This is a genomic window from Verrucosispora sp. WMMD573 (assembly GCF_027497175.1).
GTDB lineage: Bacteria > Actinomycetota > Actinomycetes > Mycobacteriales > Micromonosporaceae > Micromonospora.
In genome coordinates, this window is sequence record NZ_CP114901.1 from 3,879,961 (window position 1) to 3,893,864 (window position 13,904).

At 68.4% G+C, this 13,904-nt stretch carries 8 protein-coding genes; 4 read left to right on the top strand and 4 right to left on the bottom strand.

What is annotated here, in order from left to right:
- Positions 1–144: 144 nt before the first annotated feature.
- Complete coding sequence (locus O7601_RS17790) at positions 145–306, top strand: hypothetical protein (RefSeq protein WP_281562231.1); 162 nt, start codon at positions 145–147, stop codon at positions 304–306.
- 331 nt (positions 307–637) lie between these two features.
- Positions 638–1,912, top strand: a complete 1,275-nt coding sequence (locus tag O7601_RS17795) for a CHAT domain-containing protein (RefSeq protein ID WP_281562232.1) — start codon at positions 638–640, stop codon at positions 1,910–1,912.
- On the opposite strand, the gene O7601_RS17800 is transcribed toward O7601_RS17795, so the two are convergent.
- The gene (locus tag O7601_RS17800) at positions 1,893–6,344 is read right to left on the bottom strand and encodes a hypothetical protein (RefSeq protein WP_281562233.1); all 4,452 of its coding nucleotides are present in this window, start codon (positions 6,342–6,344) and stop codon (positions 1,893–1,895) included. The two genes, O7601_RS17795 and O7601_RS17800, sit on opposite strands and share 20 nt — an antisense overlap.
- A gap of 101 nt (positions 6,345–6,445) precedes the next feature.
- Between O7601_RS17800 and O7601_RS17805 the strand changes: the two genes are divergently transcribed.
- Positions 6,446–6,853 (top strand): hypothetical protein, encoded by a 408-nt coding sequence (locus O7601_RS17805; RefSeq protein WP_281562234.1) that lies wholly within the window; start codon positions 6,446–6,448, stop codon positions 6,851–6,853.
- 94 nt (positions 6,854–6,947) lie between these two features.
- On the opposite strand, the gene O7601_RS17810 is transcribed toward O7601_RS17805, so the two are convergent.
- Both O7601_RS17810 and O7601_RS17815 read right to left on the bottom strand, forming a co-directional pair.
- On the bottom strand, positions 6,948–7,718 hold the full coding sequence (locus O7601_RS17810) for a hypothetical protein (RefSeq protein ID WP_281562235.1): 771 nt from the start codon (positions 7,716–7,718) through the stop codon (positions 6,948–6,950).
- 144 nt (positions 7,719–7,862) lie between these two features.
- Entirely contained in the window at positions 7,863–9,242 is a 1,380-nt protein-coding gene (locus O7601_RS17815; RefSeq protein WP_281562236.1) for a tetratricopeptide repeat protein, read from the bottom strand.
- Positions 9,243–9,615: 373 nt separating this feature from the next.
- Between O7601_RS17815 and O7601_RS17820 the strand changes: the two genes are divergently transcribed.
- Positions 9,616–11,304, top strand: a complete 1,689-nt coding sequence (locus O7601_RS17820; RefSeq protein ID WP_281562237.1) for a hypothetical protein — start codon at positions 9,616–9,618, stop codon at positions 11,302–11,304.
- A gap of 73 nt (positions 11,305–11,377) precedes the next feature.
- On the opposite strand, the gene O7601_RS17825 is transcribed toward O7601_RS17820, so the two are convergent.
- The gene (locus O7601_RS17825) at positions 11,378–13,876 is read right to left on the bottom strand and encodes a tetratricopeptide repeat protein (RefSeq protein WP_281562238.1); all 2,499 of its coding nucleotides are present in this window, start codon (positions 13,874–13,876) and stop codon (positions 11,378–11,380) included.
- Positions 13,877–13,904: the final 28 nt, after the last annotated feature.

The window sequence follows — 13,904 nt, forward strand, 5'->3', positions numbered from 1 at the left end:
CCGACAACCACGCTTCCAAACTGGCCTGCTGCGTTTGCCTAAGCTTACGAAACAAAAGTGGCCAGTTTCGTATCCGCGCGCGCAACGTGTTCGTAGGCGTTCCTAGTGTCGACCCCAATGGATCGCAGGGAGAGGAGGTCGGCGATGGTGGACTGGCTGGCATGGGTGATCGAGGACTGGCCACAGTCCTACCTGTTCATGGCCATCGGCGTGCTGGTGGTGTTCGTCGGTTGGGTGATCATGAGTGAGCGGCGCACAAGGCATCTGGTCCAGTTGATCCCCGCATGGCGGACCGGTCGCCGATGACCGGGCGACCTAGCCTCGACGGTGGGGAGGTCAGGAAACCAGTCGCGAAGCGGCGGTGGATGACTCGCTCGGAGGTGGCGCAGGCGGCTGGGGTGAAGGAGCAGGCAGTCAGCCTGTGGGCCAGCCGACGCCCTCAGTCCTTTCCCCAGCCGATCAGGGACGGTCGCCAGCTGTGTTACCAGGTCGATGCAGTGGCCGAATGGTTGGACGGGCGCAAGATCCATCAGAAGGCCTGGCGTGCGGATGATCGCCGTGGCACGACCTACGGTCAGCGCTTCCGTTATGCAATGGGTTCGACAGCGGACAGTCGGGTGGTATGAAGGGTGAGGCAGTGGCCAGTAGCGATTTCGCCGAAGAGTCGGACATCTCCCGGATGGTCGACCGTCGGATGGCGCTCACCCGGGAGTGGGACGCGCTGGTTGAACAGGTGCGGAAACTGCCGGGTTTCGAGGACTTCCTTAAGCCGCCGCCCCTGGAGAAGCTGCTGCCTGCCGCAGAACACGGCCCGGTCGCCATGATCAACGTCAGTCGGTGGCGGTGTGACGCGCTGCTGGTATTGGACGGTGGCGTGCGGGTCCGTGAGCTGCCCGACCTCCGCGCGATTGAGGTGGAGGAAAAGACCAGGGCATACCTTACCGTTCTGGACATGGTCAGCCAACGCTGGAGGGCCTGGTGGCAGGCGAAACAGGGCGTCGGTGACCTGGGGCAGGCCGAGCAGGAACTCTCGGCAGCAGAGGATCGTGCGGAGAAAATGCTCCGGGCCATCCTACGATGGCTGTGGCGGACGGTTGCCGAACCCGTCCTCGACGAACTGGGCTTCACAGCGACACCTGATGGTGACGAGTCAACCTGGCCACGCCTGTGGTGGTGCCCCACCGGCCTGCTCACCATGCTCCCGCTGCACGCCGCCGGCGATCACCTCACTGACGGGACGCACCGGCCCACCGTTCTCGACCGGGTGGTGTCGTCGTACACGCCGACGCTGCGTGCGTTGATGCAGGCCCGGGAGCCGCTGCCCGAGGATAGGACGCCCGAACTGCTGATCGTGACCGTGCCGCAGGTCGGTGACGAGCCGCCCCTACCGGAAGCCGCCGCCGAGCGCGCCATGCTGCAACGCCGGTTCCCCGGCCGGCACCGCGTCCTCGACGGGCCGGAGGCGACGGTCGACGAGGTGGCGCGGCTGCTGCCCACGTACCGATGGGCCCACCTGAGCTGCCACGGCAACCAGTTGCTCGACGACCCGTCACAGGGCGGCCTGCGACTCGCCGACGACGTTCTGACCGTCGCACGGCTCAGCGCCGAGCAACACCAGGGCGACTTTGCTTTCCTATCCGCCTGCAAGACCGCGACCGGCGGCCTTGGCCTCGCCGACGAGGCAATCACACTGGCTGCGGCACTGCACTACACCGGCTACCGGCACGTCATCGGCACGCTGTGGACGGTCAACTCCTCAGTCGCGGCTGAGGTAGCTACCGCCGTCTACAACCCCCAGGACGAACCGTTCGACCCAGCTGGCTCGGTTCTTCGCCTGCATACCGTGCTACGTCGGTTGAGGGAGACGGAGCGGTTGAGCGTGTGGACGCCGTTCATCCACCTCGGGCCGTGAGCCGGCCGGTCTCCACGGACAGTTCCCGGAGCAACTCTAACAGTGTGGAATGGGCCCGGCGGTCGTGGTCGCCGTGGTGCAGCAGGGCGGCGACCACGTCCCGCGCCAGGTTCCGGTCGGACCAGACGGTCGCCCAGTGGACGACGGCGTGTCGAGCGGCGGCGTGCAGTCGTGGCTCGGCGCCGTCGAGCCCGCGCAGTACCACCTCGGCGTCACCCAGAAAGGCGAGCCCGATCAGCCTGCCGGTGACGTCACTGGGATGGGCACCGGTCAGGTCCATCCCCCTGATCTGTTCGGTCGCCGCCGCCGCCGTGCTGCCCGGGTGCCGTCGGGCCAAATAGCCTGCGGCGGACAGGACCTCGGAGCGAGCGGTGAGGGTGAGCACCCCGTGGACCGGGTGGGAGACCATCCGCGTCAGTTCCGCCAGCGTCGGGAGCGTCAGCAGGTCGGCCGCCAGGCTCAGGCCCTCCGCGAGGCCGGTGGCCGCCGCCGCCCGCAGGTACGCCACCACGTCCCATGTGGGAGCGGTGTGAGGCCGAAGCGCCCGCAGCGAATCACGGGCCACCTCGCTCAATGGCCAAACCCGTGGTGGGGCGGCGTCCAACAGGAAGGAGGCCGATGCGAGGGTGGCGACGGCCAGCACCCGATCGTTGGCGTCGTCGGAGCGCAACAGGGTCTCCACGGTGGCAGCGTCCGGGCTGCAACGGGCCAGCGCGACCCGGATCGGCCAGCGGAGCCGGTCGGGGCTGTCAGCGGCCGTCAGCGTGACGTGCACCTGCTCGGCGAGGTGCGCGCCAGCGACTGGATTCATTTGCCTGGCCGCGGTCAGGAGCCGGGCCAGGGTCTCGTTCTGCCGAGGGCTGCGTGCGCTGAGGGCGGTCAGCGACCCGACGGCGGTCACCAGACCGGCTAGGTCCTGCGGTAGCGGGGTCTCCGACTCCGGTCGGCCCGTGGGACCGGTCGGAAACTGTGCGAGCATGTCAGCGGCGTACGGGCCGATCTCGAAGTCCCAGCGGTGAGCGAGCAGCACGTCGCGGTCCTGGCGCAGCGGTGAAATCAGCAGGAACTCGCGTTCCCGCTGAGCGGCGTCGTAGGTGGCGTTTGTCGTCAGTCGCGGCAGCACCTGTGAGAGCCGGTCCATCCGGCGTCGGGCTGCGGCGGTGTACTCCCGGTGCACGCGTCGAGGTAATGCTGCGCCGAGACGGCGAAGAGCATCGTGTGCGGCTTGGTGATAGTGCCAGGGTGACTGGACGCTGCAGTGCTCGGCGATGACGGCGACCAGGTGGACCGCGTTGTATCGGACAGCGAGATCCACTGCGGCTGTGCGCAGTCGCGCCGGCTGCGGCTCGTCGCCAAGCAGATGGGCGGCGAGTCGCACCGGCTCGTCGCTCGACGCTGGCTCGTCGCTCACCAGCGGTCGTATGGCAGCCGACCGCGCTGCCGGGGAGAGGCGGTTGTCGCGAACGACGCCGCAGAGGGCCCTGATCCCCGCTTCGCCGAGGGCGTACAGGGCCTCCGCAGCGACCTGCTGTGCGAACCGAGCGGCTCGTACATTTCGCAGTGCGGCGACCTGCTCCGCGATGAAGCCGGGGTCCTCCGGAGCGATCATCGCCAGAAGTCGAGCGGCGAACCGCGGATCGGTGTGACGGGCGATCTGCGTCAAGGTAGCGGCCAGGTCCGCCGCGCCGCGCCGGGCCGCAGCCAGCCGCAGTGGCTCCTGCCAGGACAGACGCAGCGCACGGTCGGGCAGCGCCGCAGGTTCTCGGCCAGCGGCGCGGGCCGCGAACCAGTCCCGGTGAGCCAGCCGGGCGAAGGACAGCATTCCCGCTTGCGACTCCAGCACTTGCTCATGGAGCAGACGGTCGCGAGCCGCACGCCACCCGGCCGGATCGGCTGCGAACAGCACCTCGGCGGCAGCCTCGGTGCTCTGCTCGACATCGCGGTCTACCAGGTCTGCGGCCAGAATCTCCGCGACCCGGACGGTCTGCTGGTCGTCGAGGCGAGCGAAAGCAGCGTCGAGCAGGTCGGCCAGGCTCGGTCGGACCTTCGGGCGTAACTGCCGGGCCAGTAGCGTGACGCCTTCCGCAGTTCTGAAGACCTCGTCAATCCGTGGTGTTCCGCGCCCGGCGAGGACGTCCCGTAGAGCTGTCATGGGGATCCCGCGGCGAATGGCCGATTCGGCGAGGAACGGCACCGCCTGTTCCGGAGTCGGATGTTGCAGTCGGTACACCGAAAAGTCCGCACCGAAGCCCTCGGCGGACCGGCTGGTGACCAGTAGCGGCAGACGGGGGTGGTTGCGTCGCAGCGCGACGACGCGATCGAGCAGGCCCGTCGGCGTGCCGCCATCGACGATGAGATGCAGGCATCCCGCGTCCATCAGGTCTTCGATCGAAACGGCGTCCTGAACCGGAGCATGCCGGGCAAGGGCCTCGGCCACCGTGACACCGGGTTCGAGCAGGTCGGCGGCGGAGACGAGCACCGGGAGCCGATGCCGGCCCGGATCCCGCACGGTTTCGCGGTTGGTGGCGACGGCCATCAACCGGTTCGCCATCTCCTGGGCCACGGTGCTCTTGCCGGTGCCCGCAGCGCCGATGAGCGCCGCGCAACTCGTGCCGGTCAGAACCTCGACCGCTGCCGTAGGTGGCTCGTTGTCCCTGATCACGGAAAGCTCCATGAACGGTGCCAACACAGCGGGATTTCTTGCCTGGTAAACGGCGCCCGACAGGCTGTTGGCCGCGGCGGCGAGGGTGCCTTCGAACCCAGCGAGCCCCCGTCCGTCGATTTCTCGAGTCAGGCTGCCGAGCAGCCTCGTCGCGCAACGAGGCGTCTGGTACGCGGCTGACGCCACCATCTCGATAGCGGCGTTGAGCATCGAGGCGGTCCAGAACCGGAACGGGGCCACCGGCTCCACCCACTCACCCGCCACCACGGCGGTGGCAACGGAGGCCGCCCAACGGGTGGCGGACTGCTGCCCGTCCGACCACTTGAAGGTGCGATGGGCGGCCAGCACGAGGTGGCGACTGTAGTCGACGAGCCAGCGGTCGCGGCTGCCCTCGGGGTAGCAGCGGTACGCGTGGCGACGGAGCCGAAGCAGCACGGCACAAATCGGGGCCAGACCAGGCTGCGAGAGAGTGAGCCCGGGGATCGAACCAAGGCCGGACGGGGCGTCGGCACCGGACGCCGGTAGCAGGGCGGCAGCCGTGGTGACCAGTCGTTGCACGGTGACCAGGTCGGCGAGCGAAGGATCACCTCCGATGGCCCGCATCAGGTTGATCTCCAGCCACGCGAAGTCGGCGAGCAGCTGCTTTTCTTTCTGTACGCCGACGCTGCGGGCGTAATCGATAAGGTACGGATCAGCGTTGACCAGCAGCACGTTGCCAGCATTCAGGTCCCCGTGCACCCGGGTGCCCCGCACCGGGCGACAGGACACTTCCAGGGCTTCCCGCAGCGCCGAGAACGGGTGCGGGGCCTGCATCTTCGGTGCCCGGATCGTCTCGCCATTCTCGATGAGGCCGGGTAGGGCGTCCAGCACCCGGGACATGACCACACCCCGGCGGACGCTGGCGACCTTGCCGTGCACCTCGACAGTGCCTGGAGGGAACGGCATGTCCAGGGGCATCCCGCGAAGCTCAACGGTAGCGAACCTGATCCGGCCGATGAAGCGGCTGTTCCGCTGGCTCAGTTCGACGCCGTCAACCCGTACCGGTTGGCCGACCAGGTTGTCGGCGGCTGGGGAACCGGAACCCGCCTTCCAGATCGTGCGTTCGGTAAGTCGGCGGGATGCCCGGTCTGCGGTGCCGCTACTCCAGACGTCGCCTGATGCATCGGCGAGGTGCGTGACCTCGAGAGTGAGGTCCGGCCCGAGGGTCGAGATCATGTCCTGCAGTGACGTCTCCGGATCAACGGCAACGGCCCCGGCATATAGCGAGGTCTCGGCCTGGGTGAACAGCTCCCCGATCGCCTCGCTGGCCCGGTACGCGGCCGTCTGATTACCCAGCGAGGCATCAGTGAACACGGCCTCGAGCGTCGTCACGGTGGCGTCCGGTCGGCCGGCGAACTGCCCGACATGACCGTAGACGACTGCCTCTCGGCCGTTGCTGGATGGAGGGCAGCCTGGATCGAGGGTGCTGTGTCGGATCGGCGTGCACATCCTGGTGGCGACCGGACGGATGACCGTCTCCCAGGCCTTTAGCTCAGCCTCAATTTCGGCGGCCGGTCCCACCTTGACCACCTCGATGAACGTCGACGCTCTGGACCGAACCTCGATCTGCAGCACCAGAGCTCCACCGGCGCCGGTGAACCGCTTGCTGACCAGGATCGCGACGTCCCCCGTGCCCCAGACGTCCGGAGGCAGACGCTGCAAGACCTCGTCGATTTCGTCCTCGTCGTCGGCCGTTATCACCCCAGGGGCGAAAGTGACGTACCTGGCCATCTCGCCCTACCCTCCGTCAATGCTGCCTGTCCGTGGAGAGGCGAGCCGCGCGCCACGTCATACAGTAGTCATGACGTCATGCGGGTGCCCAAGAAGCGAGAGTGCGAGTGTCGAACGAGGACAGATCCGGTGAGCCGCATCCGGTGCCGAGCGAGAGCTGGGCGATCATCTGCGACGAGTTCCCCGACCTGCGGCGTTGGGCGTACCGGACCGAGCAGGCAGATCGGTTCCACGAGCTGAGAAAACAGGACTGCGTGGACGAAGTACTCCTGGACTGGCAGGCATTCCGCGAAGAAATGCTGCAACGCGAACGCGACGAGCGGGACGTCGTCAAGGAGTCTTGGTCAGACGCCTACGAACGCATGATAAACGGCTCCGAAACCGGGCCGATCGGGCAGGCGGTCTACACATGCCCGACCCGCAGGTGCGCTCGGCGTGCTCACGCCGACGCTCCAGGCGAGCGACCGTGGTGCGACCTGTCCGATAGCCCGATGAACCCCAACTCCTGAGCCCAGACGAACTGGGTCGAGCGGTCCACAGCCCGTGCGACCTGTGGACCTGCCGGCATGGCCCAGGCACCGTTCGCGCGCTCGCCGGCGTCTGTCAGCTCAGCCCGGGGAGGTCCTGGTGAATCCGCCGATTTCCAAGCAGGAATGCCGACTGTGGGCTGATGAGGTGCGCACCACTCCGGCCATCCTCAATGTCGCTGGCATCAACCAGGACAATCTGCGTCTCTGCCGGATTGTGGCCGAGCGCGACGAGGCGGCCCACTAGCTCTGCGGCCTCAGGTGTATCGGTCACCGCGTCGTACACCTCGAATGAACGAAGGGTCGAGTACTGCTTGCCCGGTGTCGGCCGGGGTCTCTCCAAGACAGTGCGGACGAGCGCGAACCGCAGGTTCTCGGTCAGCGGCACCAACTCTGGATGCCCGACCTCGGCGAGTTCCTCGCGTAGTTCGCGGCGCAGGCACTCGGGCCCGGACTCTCGGTCGTCGCCTCGGCTATACCAACGGAGAAAGTCGATGCCGCTCCGAGACGGAACGAAACCGCGCAGATCATGCCGCATCGCCGCCACCCGCCCGGTCGAGCGCCTCTGGTCGACAAAACCGACGGCGTCTAGCGCCTTTCGGGCCCCGCTGCGGTACTTGACAACTCCTCCCGGCGGGCCGTACGCATGCGGCCGGATCGGGTTATGGAAGAGGACGTAGCTGTCGTCGTCCTTGACCCGGAGCAGGGCGGCAACCGACACACGTAGCCGCCCGGACGGGAACACAGTGGCCCTCAGCAGACCGAAATGCCCCCGATGCCGCCAAAGCAAGCCACCGAGGGCGATAAGAACAGTGGTGATCAAGCCGGCGACGATGTTGGCAAGCACACGACACCTCCGGGATCGGCGACCGGAGCCACGGACAACAACTTCGATGTTCTAGGGCAGCGTCAAGGTCCGTCAACACACGTGAAGGTCTAATAGTCCACCCCAGCAGCTGAACCAATCAGCGCCAGTGACACCCACGCCCGTCTACCGCCTCGGCGCTTGGAGCGCCGCCCGGTCCAGTACGTCGGTGCGGCGCAGAAGCTCGTCCAGCGCCGCGGCGGCTGTCGGATGCGCCGCTCGTAGCCGGGCGAGACTCCCCTGTAAATTGAGCTGGGCGGCAGCGAGCACCCCTCGGGCCTGCTCGAGGAATTCCACCGCTTGGGACAGCTCACCTTGACGGATCGCGGCTGCGGTGGCGTCCGTAGCGAGGTCCTTCAGCTCTCCGAGACCCAGCTCGCTGTCCCGACGCAACCGCGACCGCGCCGCCGTCGCGGGAAGCATGGTGACGGCCAGTCGGTATGCCGTCAGCGCGTCGGCGAAGCGACCGCGGCCGTACTGGGCCGCGCCGACACCACGGGCCACCTCTACTTCAACCATCGGATCACCGGTCACGACCTCCCCGGCGGCGCGAAAGGCGACGAGCGCCTCGGCGTAATCTCCTGCAGCCATCCGGAGACGACCGCGGGTCAGTAGCGCCAACGCCAACCGGGTGTCGTAGACGCCGGGGAACGCGGTGGCCAGAGACCGGTAGATGGCCACCGACTCCGCTGACACGGCCGCTGCTTCGTCATGGCGGGCGACAAGGCTGAAGCACGACGCGGCAGTGTCGAGGGCGATGGCAAGGTCGCCTCGGTACGGGCTCGGCTGCGTCCTCGCGAGCTTCCGGTAGAGCCGCACCGCCTCATCGACGACGGGGAGCGCCTGCGTGCCGCGGCCGAGATCGACCAGCCGATACGCCCAGTTGTTCAGACTGCTGGCAAGGTCCGCAGCGTGCTGCCGAGGCGACATCCGCACCAAGTCTCGGCGAACCCCGACAGCCTCCGCGATCACCTGTTCCGCTCCCACCGGCAACGCGGACTCCGCCAGCCGGTTGGACAGGTTGTTCAGGGCGGCTGCGAGCTGCGGCCGATGACGCCGATGCCGGGTCACACAGAATCGATAAATTTCTGTCGCTTCGTGCGCCGCGATGAGCGCCTCTGCTCGCCGACCTGCCTCCGACAGCCAGATGCTGAGATTGTTGAGCGATAGCGCGACGTCCGGAGTCGGTTCACCATCGGCGAGCTCCCGGAAGATGAGAACCGCCTCGCGAGCCGGCCCGAGGGCGTCAACTGGACGCGCGAGGTCACCCAAGCGATTCGACAGATTAGTGAGCAGGGCGGCCAGATCCTCGCGGTGCTCACGACAGAGGGCCGGGAGCCCTCGAAGAATGATCTCAGCCCGCTCCGCGGCAGCCAGCCCCTCCTGCCAGCGACCCTCCTCGGCGTAGCGGTTGGACAACTCGCTGAGCTCGCGGGCCTGAGCACGAGAACCGGCCGGAAGCGTGGCCACTACCCTTTCCGTGGCCGCCGCGTCACCCCAGGTCATCACACTTCAATATGCCGCTCGGAGCATCGAAGCACAATCCGCCGCTGCCCAGGTAGGCTGAGTGCCAGCCAATCGGGGTGATGCCGAGCATGTGTAGCCCTCGTCGAGACTCGATTTGGCACGATCCTGACCTGTTGACCGGACTCGACCGCAAGGATCCAGCGGCGGCGATTCTTCATACCAGCCTGCAGGATGCAGTGCGGCTCCTCGAATGCGGGCGGGCACTGCCGCTACGGAAAACGCTGCCGAGCCGGGGGAAGCTAGCCGCTCTGTCCCCGGTGCGCTCCAATATCCCCGCCGCCATGTACCGTCTCGGCGGGGCACTGGCCAGATGACCCCCGAGCAGCTATTCAACGCGGCGAGCGACGCCCGTGTGAGAGCTTCCCGCAGCCGTCGGCTGGCCGACTTTGACGAGGCCGTCGAGCTCAGCCGACGAGCTGTTGCCACGATCGGTGACCGGCACCAGGCGACGGCGCTGGCGGGACTCGCCGGGGCGCTCCAGGAGCGGTACCTGCGCACCAGCGAGGATACTGACCTGTACGACGCCATCGAGGCTGGCCGGGCAGCTGTGGCTGCAGGCGGTGATATGAGTGCGTGGATGAACCTCGCAGCCGCGCTGGCCCTGCGCTTCCGCCGTACCGAAACGCGCGTGGACGCCGACGCGGCGGTCGTGGCCGGTCACCAGGTACTGGTCAACATGCCTTCGGGCGACCCCGACTGGGCCACCGCGCTGTCCAACCAGGCACTGCTGCTGACCGAGGTGCATCGTCGTTTCGGCACCGGGCTCGATGCCGCCTTGGACCTGCATCGGCGGGCCGTAGAGGCAGCCGCTGACGACTCGGCCCGGCACGCGATCACCCTGCTCAACTGGTCGATGGCCCTGCTCGAAGCCGGTGAGGTGGCCGCCGCCGTGGAGGCGGCCGCGCGAGCACTCGCGGGGACGAGGGAGGACGACCCCATCCGTCCGGCGATCCTGTCACAGTTGGGCAGCGGGCTGCGTGCCTACGGCCAGCTCGACGATGCCGTCGTAGCCTTCCAGGCCGCCGTGACAAGCGATCCCGGAAACGCTGGATACCGAGGCAACCTCGGCAGCGTCCTGTACGACCGGTTCAAGCTGTATGGGGCCGTCGCCGATCTGGATGCGGCGGAGCGGGCCATCGGCCGTGCGGCGGCCGGGGCGTACGGTGCAGAGCGTGCCCGTTACCTCGCGCAGGCGGGCACGATCCTGCGTACCCGGTTCGACCTGAGCGGCGATGTCACTTGGCTGCGGCGGGCCCTCGCGGTGGGGGAGCGGACAGTCGATCTCCTACCGCCCGACCACCCGGAGCGGGCAGATCATCTCGTCAACGTTCTAGGTACCGTCGTCCGTCTGCTCGACTACGATCCGGCGGGCGTCGATGCAGTGCTGGCCGAGTCGGCCGCGCGGGAGGCTGTTCGCACCGCGCGGAATGCGGCCCGGAGGGCGGCCGCACTGGTTCAACTCGGACAAGTCTTGCGGCGGGACAGCCCGAGACTTGCCGAGGCAGCCGGGCACACTCGGGCGGCGGTGGCCCTCTTACCTCCTGGCAGCCCTGACCGGGCCGCGTACCTCGCGAACCTGGCCCGGTTGATCGAGGAGTCGGCTGCCGACCCGACCGCGGCCGCGGCAGCCTGGGCGGAGGCGGCCGACGACACCACCGGCCCGGCCGCGGTCCGGCTGGCTGCGGCCCGTGAGCGGGCGCGCCTTGTTGCAGAGCGACGAGGTCCAGCGGCCGCTGCGGATCACTACGGCACCGCGGTGCGGGATCTGTTGCCGTTGCTGGCCTGGCCCGGAGTGTATCCGGCCGATCAGCGGCGGATCCTTCGGTCGCATGCCTACCTGTTGGCCACCGACGCCGCAGCTTGCGCGATCGACGCTCACTGTCGCGTCGAGGCGGTGGAACTACTCGAGCACGGTCGGGCGGTGCTCTGGGGAAGAATGCTCGACGACCGTCGTACCCTCGCCGCCCTGTCTGCGGCCGGTTCACCCGTGGCTGCCCGGCTGCGCCGGATCCGGGCGGAACTCGATCAAGACAGCCAGTGAGGGCTGGCAAGAGCCACGTGATGGACGCTCTGAGCCCCGGTGGACGCATACCCGTCGGGTCGGGTTTCGCGGGTCAGCGACGAAAAGGTACGTCCTTCCCGGCGAGGTGTGCGTCCTTCGGGCCACTGAACCCATCGGATCGGTGTCCTCCGATGGCGCCGGAGAGCTGATCCAGTTCCTCCGAGCCGTCCAGCTCGGAACGTACTCGCTCGAGTGAGGCGGCAAGCTCGGGCGCCTGGCTGCGCAACACGGCCAGGTCGGCACGCCGGTCGAGAATCTGCGCCCACAGGATTGCGCGGCCTGCTTCGAGCAGCGTGACAGCTGTCGTGTGCCGGCCGGCATCGGTGGCCGTAGCGGCCGCGTCCCGGGCCAGGCCGGACCAGCCGGCGATCGCATACTCCCGATCGACGCGTCGGACACCCGGCCAGGACAACGCGGCCAGCAGGCGCACCGCGGTGGCATAGCCGTCGGCGCCATCGGCTCGGGCACCGAGCCGGGCCGCGGTCCGGCCCCACGCCGTGCCCGCGACAGTCCGGACGGCTACCGGCGCGGCGGGTGCTGAGGCGGCACACCACCAGCAGTCCCGGGCTTCGCGTAGGTCGGTGGCGGTCGCCCGCTGCTCGTACGCGCTGCCGAGATTGACCAGCGACCGGGACCAGCCCGGCGACCCTGGCTCGGCCGCCGCGACCGACTCGGTGCCCAGCCGGACGGCGTCGTCCAGGTCCTGTGGCTGACGGGTGCGCTCGAACCGGCGCAGCAGCGCGAGACCCACGTTGGATAGCCGGCTGTGCCGCTCCGGGGCGCTGCCGTCGGTCTGATCGACCGCGCGGAGCCCATCGACGATCGCCGCATCGAGTTCGGTGAGGTCACCGTTACGCAGGTATCGGGTCTGCCGGATAACACATATGTTGGACAGTCGAGCGGGTAGGGCGGGGCTGCTCGGCGGGGTGGCTGCGACCGCCTCCCGCATGGTGCTGATCGCCTCGTCGAGGTCGGCATCTTGTTCGGTGCGGGTGAACCGGGCCTGAAGGAAGAGGCTCAGGTTCGTAAGGTAGCGGGGTCGATCGATGTGACCAATAGGCACCAGTTCGGTGGCCTGCCGGCCGACGGTGACGGCCTCGTCGATGTCCTCGACGGCGCCGTGCCTGTCGAAACGTGCCTGCAGCACGCCGGCCAGCGTCGACAGGCACCGGGCCCAGTCGGTGGGGGACTGGCCGGCGAAGGTGGCCGCCTGGCGGCCGTATAGCACCGCCTGGTTCAGGTCGTCGCCGGCGCCGAACCGTTCGAAACGGGTAAGCAGGCTCCCGGCCAGGTTGGACAGATAACGGCCCTGGTAATGGTCATCGGCAGCGGCGTTGGAGACCGCCTGCTGCTGAACCTTGACGGCCGCGTCAAGGTCGTGTCGTGCGCCGGTCGACTGGAAACGCAGCCGCAGCATCGCCCCAAGGTTGCTGCTATAACGGGCGACGCCGGGATGCCCGGCGGGTGCGGTAGCGAGGGCGTCACCGGTCACCGTGATCGCCTCGTCGAGGTCGGCCCAGGCACCGGCGAGGTCGTATCGGGCACGCAGGGTGTTGCCCAAATTGACCTTGATACCGAAAACCCGCGGATGCCTGGCTGGTACCACGGCAACAGCCCGCCGGTGCGCCGTCAGCGATTCGTCTAGGTCACCGCTGTCGCCGGTTGCCTCGAACCTGGTCCGCAACGCCGAGCCCAGACCCGACAACCGTGCCCCGAGATCCGGGTCGTCGAGGTCACTGTGGTCGACGGCCAGGCGCGCCTGGCGTACCGCCTCGGTGAGGTCGGCGAGGTCTCCGGTGGCCTCGTAGCGGACGGTTAGGGCCTGAGCGAGGTTCGCGGCGTGCCCGGCCGAGCCGGACCCGGACGCGGCCTGAGACAGGGAGCGGACCGCGTCGTCGATGTCGGCGGGCATCCGGGTATGCCCGAACCGGGCGAGCAAGGCGGTGCCGAGATTGTTGAGCAGGTCGGCCCGCAGTGGTCCGGGCTCGACGGCCGCGGTTCGGTACAGCTCAATTGCCTCGTCTAGGTCGGCCACATCGCCGGTCGCCTCGAACCGCTCACCCAGCGCGGCACCCACGTTGATCCGCCCTGCCCGCACGGTCGCCTCTGCGCCCCAGCGCAGCGCGACGCGTCCGGCTGCAATCGCCAAGTCAAGCAATCCCCGTCGCTGGAACTCGGCACACGCGTCGACTGCGGCGATAGCGGCCACCGGTCGCAGCAAAATTGGCACCACCTGCGGTTCCTCCAAGGCGACGGCCAGGGCCACAGCGCCGGCATGCCGCTTCGCAGCACGTCGGCCCTCCGATGTGGCCACAGCTAAGGCCCGGCAGTGATGCAGGCAGGCCGACACGATCAACATCCGGTGCCTTAGCTGCGTCCCCGCGGCTCCGGCGGAGTCACGGACGAGGCGCTCGGCAAGCGATGCAGTGCCCGCTGCGGTCACCCCGGTGTAGTCGCCGACGGCGAAGGCGGCGAGCCGCCGTTCGGCGTCGGGCAGATCCTCAGCGATGGTGGCACCCCGATCGATCTGGTGGTCATCCGCTTCTAGCATTACCACGGGCTGCCACCAGCCGGTAGCG